The organism is Limnohabitans sp. 2KL-17 (assembly GCF_003063415.1).
Taxonomy (GTDB): domain Bacteria; phylum Pseudomonadota; class Gammaproteobacteria; order Burkholderiales; family Burkholderiaceae_C; genus Limnohabitans_A.
In genome coordinates, this window is record NZ_NESK01000043.1 from 1 (window position 1) to 17,068 (window position 17,068).

At 62.2% G+C, this 17,068-nt stretch carries 14 protein-coding genes and 1 pseudogene; 3 read left to right on the forward strand and 12 right to left on the reverse strand.

What is annotated here, in order from left to right; translation table 11 throughout:
* From B9Z45_RS15780 to panD, 8 genes and pseudogenes are all read right to left on the reverse strand, one after another.
* Nucleotides 1-247: transposase (locus B9Z45_RS15780; RefSeq protein WP_146180858.1), on the reverse strand; the 247-nt coding region annotated here is incomplete at its 3' end.
* Nucleotides 248-304: 57 nt separating this feature from the next.
* Nucleotides 305-3,409, reverse strand: a complete 3,105-nt coding sequence (locus B9Z45_RS15785; RefSeq protein WP_108408168.1) for a Tn3 family transposase — start codon at nucleotides 3,407-3,409, stop codon at nucleotides 305-307.
* A 232-nt stretch (nucleotides 3,410-3,641) separates the two neighbouring features.
* Complete coding sequence (locus tag B9Z45_RS15790) at nucleotides 3,642-4,958, reverse strand: site-specific integrase (RefSeq protein WP_108408169.1); 1,317 nt, start codon at nucleotides 4,956-4,958, stop codon at nucleotides 3,642-3,644.
* Between the two features lie 334 nt (nucleotides 4,959-5,292).
* Nucleotides 5,293-6,309 (reverse strand): biotin synthase BioB, encoded by a 1,017-nt coding sequence (gene bioB / locus B9Z45_RS15800; protein ID WP_108408179.1) that lies wholly within the window; start codon nucleotides 6,307-6,309, stop codon nucleotides 5,293-5,295.
* A 111-nt stretch (nucleotides 6,310-6,420) separates the two neighbouring features.
* Nucleotides 6,421-7,641: pseudogene (bioF, locus tag B9Z45_RS15805) on the reverse strand (8-amino-7-oxononanoate synthase); the annotation flags it as partial.
* Nucleotides 7,632-8,318 (reverse strand): dethiobiotin synthase, encoded by a 687-nt coding sequence (gene bioD, locus B9Z45_RS15810; RefSeq protein WP_108408171.1) that lies wholly within the window; start codon nucleotides 8,316-8,318, stop codon nucleotides 7,632-7,634. The gene bioD and the pseudogene bioF, both read right to left, overlap by 10 nt.
* Complete coding sequence (gene bioA / locus B9Z45_RS15815; RefSeq protein ID WP_233252230.1) at nucleotides 8,315-9,634, reverse strand: adenosylmethionine--8-amino-7-oxononanoate transaminase; 1,320 nt, start codon at nucleotides 9,632-9,634, stop codon at nucleotides 8,315-8,317. The genes bioD and bioA overlap by 4 nt, the downstream gene beginning before the upstream one ends.
* 48 nt (nucleotides 9,635-9,682) lie before the next feature.
* Nucleotides 9,683-10,063 (reverse strand): aspartate 1-decarboxylase, encoded by a 381-nt coding sequence (gene panD / locus B9Z45_RS15820; protein WP_108408173.1) that lies wholly within the window; start codon nucleotides 10,061-10,063, stop codon nucleotides 9,683-9,685.
* Nucleotides 10,064-10,432: 369 nt separating this feature from the next.
* On the opposite strand from panD, the gene nadC reads away from it, so the two are divergent.
* The 3 genes from nadC to B9Z45_RS15835 are packed head-to-tail and all read left to right on the forward strand — an operon-like array spanning nucleotide 10,433 to nucleotide 14,207.
* The gene (nadC, locus tag B9Z45_RS15825; RefSeq protein ID WP_108408174.1) at nucleotides 10,433-11,302 is read left to right on the forward strand and encodes a carboxylating nicotinate-nucleotide diphosphorylase; all 870 of its coding nucleotides are present in this window, start codon (nucleotides 10,433-10,435) and stop codon (nucleotides 11,300-11,302) included.
* 8 nt (nucleotides 11,303-11,310) lie between these two features.
* On the forward strand, nucleotides 11,311-12,432 hold the full coding sequence (gene nadA, locus B9Z45_RS15830) for a quinolinate synthase NadA (protein ID WP_108408175.1): 1,122 nt from the start codon (nucleotides 11,311-11,313) through the stop codon (nucleotides 12,430-12,432).
* Entirely contained in the window at nucleotides 12,432-14,207 is a 1,776-nt protein-coding gene (locus B9Z45_RS15835) for a chorismate-binding protein (RefSeq protein ID WP_108408176.1), read from the forward strand. Before nadA ends, B9Z45_RS15835 begins: the two co-directional genes overlap by 1 nt.
* 10 nt (nucleotides 14,208-14,217) lie before the next feature.
* On the opposite strand, the gene nadB is transcribed toward B9Z45_RS15835, so the two are convergent.
* The 4 genes from nadB to B9Z45_RS17445 form a co-directional block, all read right to left on the reverse strand.
* Nucleotides 14,218-15,972 carry an L-aspartate oxidase gene (nadB, locus tag B9Z45_RS15840; RefSeq protein ID WP_108408177.1) on the reverse strand — a complete coding sequence of 585 codons (1,755 nt, stop codon included), beginning with the start codon at nucleotides 15,970-15,972 and terminating at the stop codon, nucleotides 14,218-14,220.
* A gap of 162 nt (nucleotides 15,973-16,134) precedes the next feature.
* Nucleotides 16,135-16,464, reverse strand: coding sequence for a helix-turn-helix domain-containing protein (locus B9Z45_RS15845; RefSeq protein WP_108408178.1), 330 nt, complete (start codon nucleotides 16,462-16,464; stop codon nucleotides 16,135-16,137).
* A complete protein-coding gene (locus B9Z45_RS15850; protein WP_096667018.1) occupies nucleotides 16,461-16,844 on the reverse strand; it encodes a type II toxin-antitoxin system RelE/ParE family toxin in 384 nt (127 codons plus the stop codon). Before B9Z45_RS15850 ends, B9Z45_RS15845 begins: the two co-directional genes overlap by 4 nt.
* Before the next feature lie 8 nt (nucleotides 16,845-16,852).
* Nucleotides 16,853-17,068 (reverse strand): hypothetical protein (locus B9Z45_RS17445; RefSeq protein ID WP_233252231.1); only part of this gene is annotated, 216 nt, incomplete at its 5' end.

Genomic DNA, 17,068 nt, shown 5'->3' on the forward strand with positions numbered 1-17,068 from the left:
CCTCGCAAGCCTCGTCGGCCAAGTTGAACCAGTGCTGCACAAAGTACATGCGCAACATACGCTCAAGTCCCACCGGCGGGCGACCATTGCCCGGCTTGGGGTAATGCGGCTCGATCACTTCGCATAGCGCATGCCACGGAACGATCTCATTCATTGTGGAGAGGAACACGTCGCGCCTGGTTGCGCGACGGTATTGTTCGAATCCGGCTCCTGCATCGGCCGCTAGGGCAAGGGTCTGTTGTTTCATCGACCTATAACGAAACAGCACCCAATGCGGTGGACTTATTCAGCGTAGCCTTAGCTTTTAGTCAAAAAGATCCCCTTGCCCCGGCTGCGTGGCGTTGCTCCAGAACACCGAGTCGGCATATTGTGCCGCCAAGGCATCCAGATCAATATCCCGCTCATCGTCGCTGAACTCGAACGACCCGAACATGCTCACGTGCTGCCACGCCACTGGCGACATGCCCTGGATGAACGCGATGGCGTCCAGATCGCCGGCCGCCACCTTCTGTTCGTACACCTTGGACAGCAAGGCCGTGTTGTAGTAAATGACCGCGTTGGCAATCAGCCGCGCGCAATCGTTCCAGACCTGCTGCTCGGTTTCAGTCTGTACCTTGAACTTCCCGCCATTGATGAAGGACACCGCCCGGCGGAACCGGTGATAGGCCTCGCCCCGATTGAGAGCCTTTTGCACGCTCTGGCGCAGTTCGACATCGTCAATGAAGTCCAGAATATAGATGGTGCGAAGGATGTTGTCCAACTCCCACAGGGCCTTTTTGGTGTTGTTTTGCCGGGCGTAGCTGCTGAGTTTGCGTACCACGGTGGCCTGGGTCGTGTCTTTTTGCGCAAGGGATGCCAAGATACGCTGGATATTGGGCCATTCGCTGATGATCAACTCTTCGTTGGCCCTATTGGTTGGCCGAATCAGCATGTCGGCCGGATACTGACTTGGCAGCTTGAACCCGACCAAGGCCGCGGTTTTCTTTTGCACGGTCTTATAGCGCGGGGCAAAGCTGTAGCCGCTGGCATATAGGCACAAATAATTGACCTGGTTGGTGCCATGCGTATCGGTCGAGTGGCGCGTTGGCTTGATCTCCGACGTGTTGTTGTAGAGCAGATCGAATACGAAATGGCTCTCATGCTCGTGCGTACCGATGATCTTGGCGTTGATGGGCACGTGGTTGGCAACCACGGTGCACGCGCTCACCCCCTTGTCCCAGCCGAAATACTTGGGCGAATAGCGGGAGTTGAAGGTGTTGATCTGGGTTTCAAAGCGCTGACCGTCGCTGCTGGAATGCAGCTCGTCGCGGATGTTGAAGAGCTTGAAAGCCGGCAGCGCCGCCGTGGCATTGCTGATGGCGTCATTGGCCGCGTGTACGGTTTCCGGCCGCAGATAACTTCTGGCAGTGGTGATCAGGGATGCATGGCTCAAGCCGGAGACCTCGGCCATCTTGCCCAATCCCATGTTGGTACCGTAGGCCACCACGCAAGCCAGGATCTGGCGCAGATCCGGCGCGTGCTTGACGGATCGATTCAGAACATGTTCGAAGGCATCCAGAAAATGCGTCTCTTTGTTCACGAAGCGCAACAGGTCGGCAACAGCGATTCCGGGCAGCTGGCTGTAGAACGGGGTATTACTGGTCTCTGGCGCAGTTGGGTAAATCAGGGACCACCGCTTCTTATCACCTTGGCCCACGACCTTGATGTTGGTGTTGACGCAGGCGGCCACACGCTGATTGACGGTTACCAAGCGGTCTTCGAGTTTAGCGCGCAAAGTCGCCAGCGTCTCTTCGATGGGCGTGGTCAAGAAGGGCTGTCCGATTTCAGCGAGCACGGCGTCTTTGTGCGCCCAGCGGGCATCGCTGATCAGGTCATCTTCAAACTGGCGAAATTCGTTGCTGTGATGGACATACAAGTCCCCGGATTCCAGTGCATTGCGCAACAGCCGGTAGACCAGAAACTCGTATCGATCGACATCCAGGGTTTTGCGTTTCTCCCCGTCTTCGATAGACTCGACATACAGGTGCTTTTTGAGAGCCGGTGGGATCACGGTCTCAGGAAACTTTGAGGAATCTGCCTGGCGCAGTGACTTGCTCCGGCGCAACAGGTCTTGCATCATGGCGATCGCGGTGACCAAAGGGGCGTTCTCCAAGCGACCGGCAAAATCGATATCGCAAAAGAGGTGTCGCAAGTTGCGTTTGATGGTTGGCGACAGCATGGTGAAGTAAGTCCACTCGTAGTCCAGCTTGTCAAAGGCCACATTGCGCAGGAAGTTGGACACCGATGGAAAGGCAGCAGGCTCCAGCAAGCCGAACGCGCGCTCTTTGACCGTCGAAAACGGGCAATCACTTGCGATTGACTCATCCACAAAGAGGCCCAACACCTCACCGGCAGCTTTCAAATTACTGTTGGCCTCGTCGGAGGCCTGCTGCATGGCCACTTTCGCCGCCAGTTTGGCGTGCTTATCAAATTGCCCGACCAGGTGGATGAACGCTTCAATCAGGTTGTCGTTGATTTGGCGGAACCGGTGGAAGGCAAAGCACAATAGATACAGACGTACCGTGGAGATATCCATGCGGCGCAGCTTGTAAATCGTGTAGAACTGGACCAGCCCGGCGTAATACTTGATGCTCTCCCTGGACAGGGTGGCATCCATCAAAAATGTTTGGGCGAAGGCATGCAAGGGGGCCAGTTGTTTGCGCCGACCGACCTCCTGGCGCAGCTCCTTGTTGCTGAAATCACTCGCATCGTGTTTCAGGACATTGATCAGATGGATTTTGTCGTCCGCATGCAGCAGGGTATTGAGCGATTGCTGCAGGTCGGCGGGCAAGGTGGCATCCAGCTTTCGGGTAACACGCTTGCGCTCGTCGGTGACAGCCTGGCTTACAAGGTCCTGCAAAGACGTGTATCCCGGTGCCACGATGCGCTGGCTTGAGAGATGCTCCAGCACCTCACGCAAAATGAATTTCGGCTGGGTTGACAACATCGCCGCCCGCTGCGCGAAAGCAAACAGCGCTTGCCTCCCCTCGCTCCCACACAGGCGATAGTCCAACAGCTCAAGAATGATTCGTTGTTGGGCCAGCCGGGTGGGCTTTGATAAAGATCTCACCTCGACCATAAGCCTGCCTGGAAAATAGCGCGTCAGAATGTGATCAATGTCGGGCCGAACATGGTCAAGACTGACAACGAAGAACTGTGCCTTGGCCTTGAAGTAGCCCAGTTGCAGTACGAGATGAACGCCCGCAGTGATTGTGCGTGCAGCATCGATGGTCTCTCGCTCTTCGGGACTCAAATCAAAATGGATTTGGCGTTCACCTTCGGTGAAGTGCGGCAAGCCATACAGGCTGTCAACTTCTTCGGTTGACAAAATGGAAAGGCGCCGAGAGGCCTCGAGTTTATTGCTTGGCAAGGCTGACGTGCTCCAACGGCTGGCTCAGTCGCACGCTGAGCTCATAAAGGTGAAATGGGGATGAAGGGGCGTTTGCCGACGCCGGTAGCCAAGACTTGTTCATCCTCGGTCGGCGTGTAAAGCTCCGCCAGCTCACGCGGTGTCGGATCGGTTTCAGTCCGGGATAGGTCGTCTCATGGAGCGTGGTCATTCGCGGGGACTACCCCGCCCGGCGGCTTTGCTACCCATCGCTTCAGTCCCAGTAGGTGTCGGTGGCGGGTTCGTGAAACGCGGTTTCCAGCAGGCACTGGTTGTCCTCGGCGATGTGGTACATATCATCCAGCAGCGTGGCGATTACCTCGTCCAGCAAGTCGCGGGACAGGTAAGGAACCGCCAGCTCGTAGAGCGTGCCTTCGGTGTTCAGGCGTTGCATGGCGAAACGCTCGAAGCAGGTTTGCTCGATCAGCCGGTGGCCACGGGCCAGGCCGCGCGACTGCTTGCTGAAGCGGGCCAGCACCATCGTGACGCGCAGGACCGCCACGGGCGTCGTTCCTTCTGCCAGCAGGCGGGGGCCTTCGACCTGTTCGGTCAGCAACAACAAAGGCGGCGGTGGCCGCGGAACTGCCGGGACCAGGGCTGTCAGACCCTGCTCGAACCGGGCTTGCAGGTTTGAATCCGACGCATCAAGGTAACGCATAGCCGATTTGACGTCCTTCCAGCCGACGTATTCCATCAGTTCCTTGATGTCCCAGCCGCTGGCGCGGGCCCAGCCGGCAAAGCCGCGGCGCATGGAGTGGCTGCTGTATTCCTCGGGGGCCACGACGCCAGCCTCCGAAAGCAGGTTCCGCAGCAAAGCAATCAGGCTGTGGGCATGCAGGGCGTCCTCGGCGACATGTCCCCAGCGGTTGATCTTGCGGAACACCGGACCCTCGGTCAAGCCGGCCAGGCTGACCCAGGCATTGAAGGCGATCACGGGGCACAAACGGGACAGAGCCGGGCATTTGAAGACCCGGCCCTGCAGCTGCCTGTCGCCTTTGCTGCGGCCCAGGTAGCAGGTCAGGCCCTCGCCGGGCTTGACCTCGACGTTTTCGACGCGCAGGTTGACCAGCTCGTCAGAGCGAAAGCCACGCCAGAACCCCAGCAGTAACACGCTGCGGTTACGGGTGTGGCGAAGCAAGGCCTGAGCGTCGCCCATCTGCGCGGCGTTGCTGATCGCGGTATCGAGCCATTGAGCGACCCGCTCGAGGACCGCCAGTTCCAACGGGCGAGCACGCTTTTCTGGCACGGCGTGAACCGAACGAATGCCCTTGAGGACCTGGCGCACCAAGACTGATTTGCTGGGATCAGGAAAGCCTTGGTCTGTATGCCAGCGGGACAGCGCCGCCAGCCGCTGGCGCAGCGTGTTGATGGCCAGGGTAGTCGCATGGTCGGCCAAGTAGCGGGCGATAGCATCGGCAGTGGAAGGCAGCAGGCCTTTCCATTCGATTTCAAAATGGCGTATGGCCGAAGCATAGCTCCGGCGCGTGTTCTCACGCTCGGCAGCCTCAATGTACTGGGCAAGGCGGGTCATGTCACTGTCGTTACGGCGGGCTTCTTTGATCGGTCTGAAGGCAGGGATGCTGGACGCCGCAGTAAGCGGCGCCGGGGGTTCTCAGCGAGAGAACACGATTTGGGATAAATCTGGAACGTCTGTCAGCATCGCACCTAGGGCAATGCTGATCAAGATCCCGTGCAATGTGGGTGACGTTGTCGCCGGGTGGCTTCACCGCTTCACGTTTGAATTCGCCCGTGAGGCTCCTTCTCATCTTCGTCATCTCTCTCCTGAGCACATCATGTCATTGGATATGTCCGAAGAACGGGAAGGAGCCCAGTAAGACTAGCGCCATTGCTTGCTGGTGGAGACTTCATGCTTGCACCTCAGGCGCAGAACGCATCATGCCCAGGCGCTCCAGCAAGGCGACATCGGCGCCTGTGTCGGGGTTGCCGGTGGTCAGCAGCTTGTCGCCGTAAAAAATCGAATTGGCGCCGGCGAGGAAACACAGCGCCTGCACCGCGTCGCCCATTTGCTGGCGGCCGGCCGACAGGCGCACACGTGCTTTGGGCATGGTGATGCGGGCAACGGCAATCGTGCGTACGAATTCAAACGGGTCCAGGTCTTCCTGGCCGGCTAGCGGTGTGCCTTCGACCTTCACCAGGTTGTTGATTGGCACCGACTCGGGATAGGGCGACAGGTTGGCCAACTCGGCCACCAGTCCGGCGCGCTGGCGCCGGCTTTCGCCCATGCCGACGATGCCGCCGCAGCAGACCTTCACACCCGCACTGCGCACGCGCGCCAGCGTGTCGAGCCGGTCCTGGTAGTCGCGCGTGGTGATGATGGCGCCGTAAAAGTCGGGCGCGCTGTCGAGATTGTGGTTGTAGTAATCCAGCCCGGCGCCCTGCAGGGTTTGCGCATGGCCGTCTTCCAGCATGCCCAGGGTGGCGCAGGTTTCCAGCCCGAGCGCCTTGACCGTGCGCACCAGCTCGGCCACTTTTTCAATATCACGGTCTTTCGGCGCGCGCCAGGCGGCACCCATGCAGAAACGGGTGGCGCCGGCGTCCTTGGCGCGCTGCGCAGCGATTTTCACCTCATGCGGCTCCATCAGCTTGGTGGCTTCCACGCCGGTGTCAAAGCGTGCCGCCTGCGGGCAATAGTTGCAGTCTTCCGGGCAGCCGCCGGTTTTGACCGACAGCAGCGTGGCGAATTCAACGCGTGAAGGGTCGAAGTTTTCACGGTGCACGGTTTGGGCCTGGTGCATCAGTTCTGGAAAAGGCAGGTCAAACAAGGCCTCGATGGCATCAACACTCCAGCGGGCCTCGGGGCGGGCCGGGACGCTCTGGCGCGGGCGGTGCAGGGTGACGGGTTGTTCAAAAACGCTGGACATGTCGTTGTTCCTTGAAGCGATACACATTTCGTATCTGGTATCTAGGTTGCGGGATGATGCGGCAATCTGAATGGCGTTGAAAGGGTGTGAAGTCTGGCCGAGCGCATCCGCTGGCTGCCGGACGACGGCCAGTTCACTCAAGGCCTGGACCAATTCGTCGATATCGGCCTCTGTGTGGGCTGCCGACAGCGCGATACGCAGCCGCGCTGTGCCGTCGGGCACGGTGGGCGGGCGAATCGCTGGAACCCACAGACCGCGTTCGCGCAGGCCCTCCATGACGGCCAACGCTTCATCATTGCGGCCAATCAGCAGCGGCTGAATGGCCGTGAGCGAGGCGCCGAGCTGCCAGGCGCTACCTTGCAGGCGCTCGGCAAGGCCGTGTCGCAGACGCGTGATGAGCTGGATCAGATGGGCTCGCCGCCATTCGTCTTGCTCTATCAATTGCAGACTGGTGAGCAAAGCGCTGGCCAGCAGCGCAGGCGCGGCGGTAGCAAAAATATAGCTGCGCGTTTTTTGCAGCAGCCATTCGACCAGGGCATCGCTGCCCGCCACAAAGGCTCCCGCCACGCCGGCTGCCTTGCCCAGTGTGGCCATATAAAGTACGCGCGGCGAGGCGCTTGCCCCGCTCAGCCCGAAGTGGGCCAGGCAACCACGACCTTGCGGACCCAGCACGCCAAAACCGTGCGCATCATCCAGCATCAGCAACGCGTCGTGGCGCTCGCAAAGTGCCAGCAGGGCCGGAACGTCGGCGAGATCACCGTCCATGCTGAACACCGCGTCGCTGATGACCAGTTTTCGTCGAGCCGGACTCTGCGTCAGCGCTTCGTCCAGCGCTGTGAGGTCGGCGTGTGCGTAACGGTGAATCTGTGCACGCGAGAGCCGCGCGCCGTCGATCAGGCAGGCATGGTTGAGTGCGTCGGAAAAAATAGCATCGCCCTGGCCCACCAATGCGGGGATGATGCCGATGTTGGTGGCGTAACCGGCATAGAAGTACAGCGCGCGGGGCAGACCGACAAAAGCAGCCAGTGCCTGCTCCAATGCCTCGTTGGCAGCGCTGTGGCCGCTGACCAACGGCGAAGACGCCGCCCCCACGCCAAAACGCTGCGCCCCCGTGCAGGCTGCTTCTATGAGCGCCGGTTGGTTGGCCAAGCCCAGGTAGTCGTTGCTGCAAAACGCCAGCATGCTCTGGCCATCGACCTGCAGGCGGGCGCCGCTTTCCGGCAGCACCACGCGCCGGCGGCGGCGCAGGTGGCTTTCGTCCAGCGCAGCCAAACGTGCAGGAAATTCGTCAAGCCAGGAAGATGTCTGCGGAGAACAAGTGCTTATCGCCATGCCAGGGGGAGCTCCATCGTGATTGTTCGGGCATCAGGCACGCACTGCCAGGCCAAGCGGGCCAGCAAAGGCGCGTTCAGGTGTTGCTGCAAAAAGCCGATGTTGTCGTCTTGCGCCAGCATGGCCGGATCGACGTGGTTGGCAACCCAGCCGGCCAGGCTCAAGCCGCGCGCGCGTATGGCCTCGAGCGTCAATAACGCGTGGTTCAGGCAGCCCAGCCGCAGGCCGACGACCAGAACCACCGGCAGGCCCAGTGCCTGGGCCAGGTCCGCGCCGGTCTCGCTTGCCGAGAGTGGTACCAGAAAGCCTCCCGCGCCTTCCACCACCACCGCATCGGCCAGCTGCAACAGCTGCCGGTGGCAGGCGACGATGTGGGCAATGTCAATGGTGCGGGCGGCCCGGGCGGCGGCTACATGCGGCGACACCGCGTCGGGCAGCAGCACCGGGTTGTCCAGTGCTGCGGGCACTGCGAGGGTGGAGGCCGCGCGCAGCGCCAGCACGTCTTCGTTGACTTCGCTGCCGTGGATCAGCGTGGTCCCTGCTGCTACCGGCTTCATGCCGACGACGCGCTTGTGGTGGCGTGCCAGTGCATGCAGCAGCGCCGTGCTGACCAGGGTTTTGCCGACACCGGTATCGGTGCCGGTGACAAAGCAGGAGATGGTGCGTTGCCGGGTCATCGCCAGCTTGTTTCTTCAGCCAGCGTGGCCTGCAGTGCGGCAAGCGCACCGCGCGCTAGGTGCGTGCCGCTTTCTTCGTCGATCACGTAGGGCGGCATGGCGTAAATGGTGCGGCCTATAGGGCGAAGCAGAACGCCGTGCGCCATTGCGTGCTGGTGGTAACGCTGCGCAAAGTGAGGCAGCGAGGTGTCCACATCCCAGGCCCAGATCATCCCCAGGTGGCGCGCGTGCCGGATGCGTGGATGGCTGCTCAGAGGGGCAAAAGACTGATCCAGCGTCCGGGCCAGAACAAGGTTGTTGGCCAGCACATCGGTTTGCGCAAACAGCGCCAGGGTTGCCAGCGCGGCCCGGCAGGCCAGCGGATTGCCGGTGTAGGAGTGTGAATGCAGAAAGCCGCGCGCCACTTCGTCGTCGTAAAAGGCCTCGTACACCGTGTCGGTGGTCAAAACTGCGGACAGAGGCAGTGTGCCGCCGGTCAGACCTTTTGACAGGCAAATGAAGTCGGGCAGGATGCTTGCCTGCTGGTGCGCGAACATGGTGCCGGTACGGCCAAAGCCTGTGGCAATTTCATCCACCACCAGATGAACCTCGTAGCGATCACACAGCGCGCGAATCCGGCGCAGGTAGCTTGCGTCGTGCATGGCCATGCCGGCTGCGCATTGCACAAGGGGTTCAACGATCAGCGCCGCGGTTTCCTGGTGGTGTTCATCCAGCCAGGCATCCAGCGCGGCGGCGGCGCGCTGCGCCACGTCGGCGGCGCTTTCGCCGGACTGGGCGGCGCGTGCATCCGGGCTGGGTACGGTGGCGGCCAGCCGCACCAGTGGTGCATAGGCTTCGCGGAAGATGGCGATGTCGGTCACGGCCAGCGCGCCCACGGTTTCTCCGTGGTAGCCCCCGGACAGGCCTACAAAACGGCACTTGCCGGGGCGTCCGGTGTTGCGCCAGTAGTGCGCGCTCATCTTCAGCGCAATCTCGGTTGCCGAGGCGCCGTCGCTGCCATAAAAGGCATGGCCCAGTCCGGTCAGCGCGGCCAGTTGTTCTGACAGCTCCACCACCGGCTGGTGTGTGAAGCCTGCCAGCATGACGTGGTCGAGTCGGCCCAGCTGGTCCACCAGGGCCGCCTGAATGGCCGGATGGTTGTGCCCGAACAGGTTGACCCACCATGAACTGATGCCGTCCAGGTAACGATTGCCTTCAAAGTCATGCAGCCAGACACCTTCGGCACGTGACACAGGTACCAGGGGCACGGCTTGCGAGGCGTGCTGCTTCATCTGCGTGCAGGGGTGCCACACATGCCGCAGGCTGCGCTGGCTCATGGTCTGGTTGTCTATGTCGTTTCTCCGGGAATCAGGACGAGAGCGGTCTCAGCGGACCTGCACAGAAATGCTGGAGCGCGCTTCCTTGATGCGGTTGCTTTCGTCGACAAACACCAGCTTAGGTTCGAAGCCCGCTACCAGGTCGGCTGGCAGCTGGCCAAAAGCCGCAATGATGATCAGGTCGCCAACAGCGGCCTGGCGTGCCGCCGAACCGTTGACCGAGATGGTGCCGCTGCCGCGCTTGGCGCGTATCGCGTAAGTCACAAAACGCGCGCCGTTGTTGATGTTCCAGATGTGGATCTGCTCGAACTCGGCAATGCCCGAAGCTTCCAGCAAGTCGTCGTCAATGGCGCATGAACCCTCGTAATGCAGTTCGCACTGGGTGACAGTGGCACGGTGGATTTTTCCAGCTAAAAGGGTACGTTGCATAGCGTCTCCAGCCTCGAGGCTTGGTGAGAGTGTGGGCTTGGAAAAACGGGGCTTCCTTCGTCTGCGCAGGTATCGAAATGTTCCGAAGATGTGGCCAATACCTCACTGAGGTGTTGACTGGCTAGCAGGGGATCGGCGGCAGTCAGGTCAACTTACTGCGTCGGTACGAACCGAGTCAAGTCCACGGCTTTGGGTGCTGTCCATCCCAGATATCCGACCACAATGTGCCAGCAGGACCTCGGAACGGATTCTAGTACAGTCGGCTGAGGGCTCACCCTCTCTCCTATTCCTCCGATAGCGTGCTAACCACAGGATAGTTCGCGAAGCAGCTATGCTTGCCGCCAACATTTGTATGAGACAACGAAAAAAATGAATAGTCTGCACTTTTGCGATGCCATCATGGCACTTCCTGCGCACGCCGATGCAGGCCGGGCGCTAGACGAAGACCTCGGGACAGGAGACTTGACTGCCGGCCTGGTGGACCCAGTGCAACGCAGCCAGGCCCGCGTGCTGGCGCGTGAAGCTGCAGTGATTTGCGGTCGGCCCTGGGTGGAGGCGACTTTGCAGCGACTGGACCCGCAGGCCGACCTGGTCTGGCATGTGCGTGATGGCCAGTCCTGCAGTGCCAACCAGGTCATTCTGGAAATCCAGGGAAATTCGCGCGCGCTGCTCAGCGGCGAGCGCACCTTGCTTAATTTCCTGCAGTTGCTCAGCGCCGTGGCCACGCAGACGGCGGCCTATGTGCGGGCCGTGCAGGCGGTAGCGGGCAACCGGGCCCGCATTGTGGACACCCGCAAAACCCTGCCCGGTTTGCGGCTGGCCCAAAAATACGCGGTGCGCTGCGGCGGCGGCAGCAACCACCGCATCGGCCTGTACGACGCGGTGCTGATCAAGGAAAACCATATCGCGGCCGCCGGTGGCGTCACAGCCGTTTTGCAGCGCGCTGCCGAGGTGGCTGCCCGGGCAACTTTTGTCGAGATCGAGGTCGAGACCCTGGCCCAGCTGGAAGAAGCGCTCGCGGCAGGCGCCCAAATGATTTTGCTCGACAACATGGACCTGGCGCAGCTCCGCGAGGCAGTGCGTATCACGGCGGGCCGGGCGATTCTGGAAGTGTCGGGCGGCGTGGGGTTGGACACGGTGGCCGGCATTGCCGCCACCGGGGTGGACCGCATTTCCATCGGCGCCCTGACCAAAGACATCAAGGCGATTGATTTTTCCATGCGGTTTACGCAGCTGTGAGGCCCGCCATGAGTGACGTCGCAAGCACTGTTGTCCAGCCCCTGGTGCGCATCGACTACGAGCAGCCCTCCTGCCCGACGCGCCATGCCTGGGCACGGGTGCCGGTGGAGCCGGTGCCGGACGAGCGCGCTGCACTCAAAGACCGGATTCGCCGCCTGCTGAAGGAGCGCCATGCCGTCATGGTGTCGCACTACTACGTGCACCCGGATCTGCAGGACCTGGCCGAGGAAACCGGCGGGCTGGTCAGCGACTCGCTGGAGATGGCGCGTTTCGGGCGCGACCATGCGGCGACCACGCTGGTGGTGTCGGGCGTGCGTTTCATGGGTGAGACCGCGAAAATCCTCTCACCCGAAAAACGTGTGCTGATGCCAGACCTCGACGCGACCTGTTCGCTTGATCTTGGTTGTCCAGTGGACGAATTCGGCGCGTTTTGTGACGCCCATCCTGACCGCACGGTGGTGGTCTATGCCAACACCAGCGCCGCTGTAAAGGCTCGCGCCGACTGGCTGGTGACTTCCAGCTGCGCACTGGACATCGTCAGGGCATTGAAGGAGCGAGGCCAGAAAATTCTTTGGGCACCCGACAGACACCTGGGCGCTTATATCCAGCGTGAAACCGGCGCTGACATGCTGATGTGGAACGGCAGCTGCATCGTGCATGACGAGTTCAAGGCCTTTGAACTCGAGGCGCTGAAAAAAGAACACCCGAAAGCGAAGGTACTGGTGCATCCGGAATCACCGGCGGACGTGATCGCGCTCGCCGACGCGGTGGGTTCGACCTCGGGCATCCTCAAGGCGGCGAGCGAGATGGATGCCCGCGAATTCATAGTCGCCACCGACAACGGCATGATGCACAAGCTGCGCACGCTGAACCCCGGCAAGGTGTTTATCGAAGCCCCGACAGCCGGTGACAGCGCCACCTGCAAAAGCTGCGCGCATTGCCCCTGGATGGCGATGAACGGCCTGGCCGGCCTGGCGCAGGTGTTGCAGACCTTGAGTCCGGAAGTGAACGTGGACCCAGCCCTGGGCGTGCGGGCCCGCCTGCCAATAGACCGCATGCTGGCGTTCACCGCGGCGCAGCGCGCCGGGCGGCCGGTGGGCGGGCTGGTGCCGCGCATCGGTGCGGCCTGATGCCTGCCTCGTCGGCGCGCATCGATTTTTCCGACCCCTACCTGCCGGACGGGCCGCGCCTGCGGCACGTGTTTAGTCGCCCTCGCCAAATACTGGCAGCGCATGAAGCTGCGCAGGTGCGGCCGGTGCTTGATGCCGTGCAAGCCGCAGCCGCACAAGGTTTCTGGTGCGTGGGCTATCTTCGCTACGAAGCCGCACCGGCCTTTGACGCGGCGCTGGCCGTGCATGCGGCGCAAGGTCCATTGGCCTGGTTTGCGGTTTATGACGAAGCATTGCCCTGGCCAGTGGACAACAATGATACTGACTCCGCGCAGGTGCAATGGCAGGCCGCCTGCTCGCGTGCCGTGTTTGACGCCGCGCTGGACAGCATTCACCGGGCCATCGTGGCCGGTGCGCTGTACCAGGTGAATTTCACCGCGCCCCTGCACGGCGTTTTGCGCGGTGAGCCGGAGGGCGGTGCGGCACGGGCCCTGTTTGCCGCGCTGCAGCGCGCGCAGCCGGGTGGTTACGCAGCCTTTCTCGACACCGGCGATGAGCAACTGCTCTCGGTGTCACCCGAGCTTTTTTTTGACTGGCACGACGGCTGCATCCTGACCCGGCCCATGAAAGGCACCGCGCCGCGTGGCGCCACACCCGCCGAAGACGCGGCACGGGCGCTGGCCCTGCGCACGTCGGCCAAGGAGCGCGCCGAAAACGTGATGATCGTGGACCTGCTGCGCAACGACCTGTCGCGCGTCGCCGAGCCGTTCAGCGTGCAGGTCCCGCGCCTGTTCCATACCGAAGCTTTGCCCACTGTGTGGCAGATGACGTCGGATGTGGTGGCAAGCACGCGCGCCGGTTGTTCACTGGCCGACGTGTTTGCGGCGCTGTTCCCCTGTGGCTCGGTCACCGGGGCGCCCAAGGTCAGTGCCATGCGGATGATCCAGGCGCTGGAGCCGGAACCGCGCGGTGTTTATTGCGGCGCTTTCGGCGCGGTGTATCCGGGTGAAAACGGAATGCGCGCCACCTTCAACGTGCCCATCCGCACCGTGACGCTGCGGGGCAGTACGGCAACTTGCGGCATCGGCAGCGGCATCACCTCCGGTGCGTTGGCCGGGGCAGAATGGCAGGAATGGCGCCACAAGCGCGCCTTTGTGGAGCGCGCGAGCATGCCGTTTGAATTACTGGAAACCCTGGCACTGGAAGACGGCCTCTTGCGCGATACACCGGCGCACTTGGCGCGCATGGCGGCAGCAGCCGCCCACTTCGCCTACCCGTGGTCGCCGCAGCAGGCGCAGCAGTGTCTGCAGCAGTTGGTGCAAACCCACGCGCAGGGTGTCTGGCGCGTGCGCTTGCTGCTGGATGCCCGCGGGCAGGCGCGGGCCGAGGCCTTTGTCTTGCCGCCATCGCCGCAGCGCGTGCGGCTACAGCTGGCCGGTCGAGCCCTGGACGACGCGCACAGCGAGTTCGTGCGTTTCAAGACCACACGGCGCGCCCATTACGACGCCTTCATGCCGGCGGAGGAAGACATCTTCGACACCCTGCTGTGGAACGCTGAAGGTGAAATCACCGAATGCACGCGCGGCAACATCGCGCTGCTGCTCGATGGCCGCTGGCTGACCCCGTCGCTCGATTGCGGCCTGCTGGGCGGTATCGGCCGCGCAAACGCGCTGCGAGCTGGCCGGCTCAGCGAAGGCGTTGTGCGCCTGGAAGACCTGCCGGGGGTGCAGGCGGTGGCGTTTGTGAACAGCCTGCGCGGCTGGCTGGACGCAGACCTGGATCCGCGCCGCGGGTGACAGTCAGGGCTCAGGCCCCGGGCGGCACCAGCACGGTAGGCACGCCCACCGCATCGGTCTGCGGGTAGTCACGGCTGAAGTGCAGGCCGCGGCTTTCGTGGCGTGACTTCGCCGAACGCACGATCAGCTCGGCCACCTGGACCAGGTTGCGCAGCTCCAGCAGGTCGCGCGTGACGCGGAAGTGGGCGTAAAACTCGTCAATTTCCGACTGCAGCAGTGCGATGCGGTGCGCGGCGCGCTCCAGCCGCTTGTTGGTGCGGACTATGCCCACGTAATTCCACATCAGCCGGCGCAGCTCGTCCCAGTTGTGGGCAATCACCACCTGCTCGTCGGCATCGGTCACCTGGCTCTCGTCCCAGGCGGGCAACGAAACTTTGGAGTCATTTTGGCCTCCAGCCCTTATGGAGCGGGCGCGAGCAGCTTCCGATTTGATAGCACTCGCGACTTCCTGCGCGAACACCACACACTCCACCAGCGAGTTGCTGGCGAGTCGGTTGGCGCCGTGCAGGCCGGTGCAGGCGGTTTCGCCCGCGGCGTAAAGGTTGGCGATGTCGGTGCGGCCGGCCAGGTCGGTCAGCACGCCGCCGCAGGTGTAGTGGGCGGCCGGCACCACGGGAATCGGCTGGCGCGCGATGTCGATGCCGAGCGCCAAGCAGCGTGCGTGGATGGTCGGGAAGTGTTCGCGCACAAAGGCCTCGCCCTTGTGCGAGATGTCTAGGTAGACGCAGTCCACACCGTGTTTTTTTATCTCGAAATCAATCGCGCGAGCCACCACATCGCGCGGGGCCAGCTCGGCGCGTTCATCGTGTTCCGGCATGAAGCGGGCACCGCCTGCCGATTCCGGCAGGCGCAATAAGCCGCCTTCGCCGCGCACCGCTTCGCTGATCAGGAAGGACTTGGCTTCGGGGTGGTACAGGCAGGTCGGGTGGAACTGGATGAACTCCATGTTACCGATGCGGCAGCCGGCACGCCAGGCGGCGGCAATGCCGTCGCCGGTGGCAGTGTCGGGGTTGCTGGTATAGAGGTAGACCTTGCCGGCGCCGCCGGTGGCCAGCAGGACATCACGTGCGGCAAAGGTATGCACCGTGCCGCCGCTGCCGGTTCCCTCGTCGCGGCTGTCCAGCGCATAAAGGCCCACGCAGCGCGGCCTGCCCGTGGCGGTGTCGTTCTGGACGATCAGGTCGACGAGCGTGGTCTGTTCAAACACGTCGATGGCAGGGTGCGCCCGCACGGCCGCAATCAGGCTTTCCTGCACGACGGCACCTGTGGCGTCGGTCGCGTGCACGATGCGCCTGTGGCTGTGCCCGCCTTCGCGGGTGAGGTGCAGCGCCGGTGCGACACCCGGCTCCTGTGTGAAAGCCACACCCTGGGCCTGCAGCCAGGCAATCGCTGCCGGCGCGCCTTCCACCACCTGCGCGGTGGCCGCTTTGTCGGACAGCCAGGCGCCCACGACCTGCGTATCGGCAATGTGGGCTGCAAAACTGTCGCCTTCCTCGCCACGCTCCAGCACGGCCGCAATGCCGCCCTGGGCCCAGCCGCTGGATCCGTCGGCGAGAGACCCCTTCGTCAGGATGGCGATGCGAAACCGCGCGTGGCCGGATGAACCGGCTTCCTGGTCTTCCAGCAGCTTCAGCGCCGTGCTGAGTCCGGCCAAACCGCTGCCAACAATCAGCACATCAAACGTGTTTGGTGAGGCCTCGGACGGCGTGCTGCCGACCAAGAGCGGTACGCGTTCGATGTGGGGCGCGACAGTAAGATGTTTCATGAGAAGCCGCTTGGCTTTGCGGAGTGGGCTCGTGCGGCGCCGGCAACCGTCTTGTAACGGGGGACAGCCTGAAGTCCTATGCGCTGCCAAATCATCATTTTTTGTGACACAGTAAGACTAAGAGGGCGCAAACTAGGATGGCGCTGGAGAGGACAGACGTATTCAGGCAAACTGTAGCTCGATTTTGCCGGCGCGGCGCCGCACCGGGCCGACCACGATCTTTACATCGTGGCCCAGCCTGGCCACCAGATCGAGCAGCTTGGCTTCGCTGACGCCGCGGAACTGGCCGCGGGTGATGCGCGACACCTTGGACTGGTCGATCCCCAGCAGCGCAGCGGCATCTTCCTGCGTCAGGCGGCGCGCCTTGATCGCACGGGCGATCTCGCCGGCGAGCTGGGACTTGCGTTGCATCTCGGCCGCGTCGGTGTAGCCCAGGTCGGCGTAGACGTTGGTGCTGCCTTCTTCAATGGTGATGCTTGCGTGGTCATTCATTTCTTTGCTCCTTGCTGTGCTTGCCAAACTTCGAAATCCTGTTTTGCGGCCTTCAGGCGGGTGTTGATCAAATCCAGATCTGGCTTCGGCGTCGCGATACCGCTTTTGGACTTCTTCTGGAAGCAGTGCAGGACATAGACCCAGCCGGCGAACTTGACGGTGTAGACCGCCCGATAGGTGTCGCCCTGGTGGTCCTCGACCACCTCCAGCACGCCGGCGGAACCAAAACCCGTCATCACCTTGGCATCCTGGTGCTTGCCTCCGGCCTGGGCCAGGTCGATAGCATGGCCAAAAACGTCTTTGACATCTTCTGGCATCGCATCCAGATCTCTCTTGGCGGAACTGACCCATTTGATGGGTTTGCGGGTTTGCTTCGACATCGCCTCAATTATACCTGTTTGAACATATTTTCGCCAACTCGCCGGGGCCAGGCTTCTTTGGGAGGTGAGTTTTTTCCGCTTGAGCCATAAGCGCGCTTAACAGGCTGCTGAAATACCCCATTCGCGAGCGCAATTTCGCCCCGCATGGTTTTGATTTTTTTGATTTTCCTTTCGCATTCTGATATTCCCTTCGTTTTTTGTTCGCCTTGGCCCACTTGTAAGCC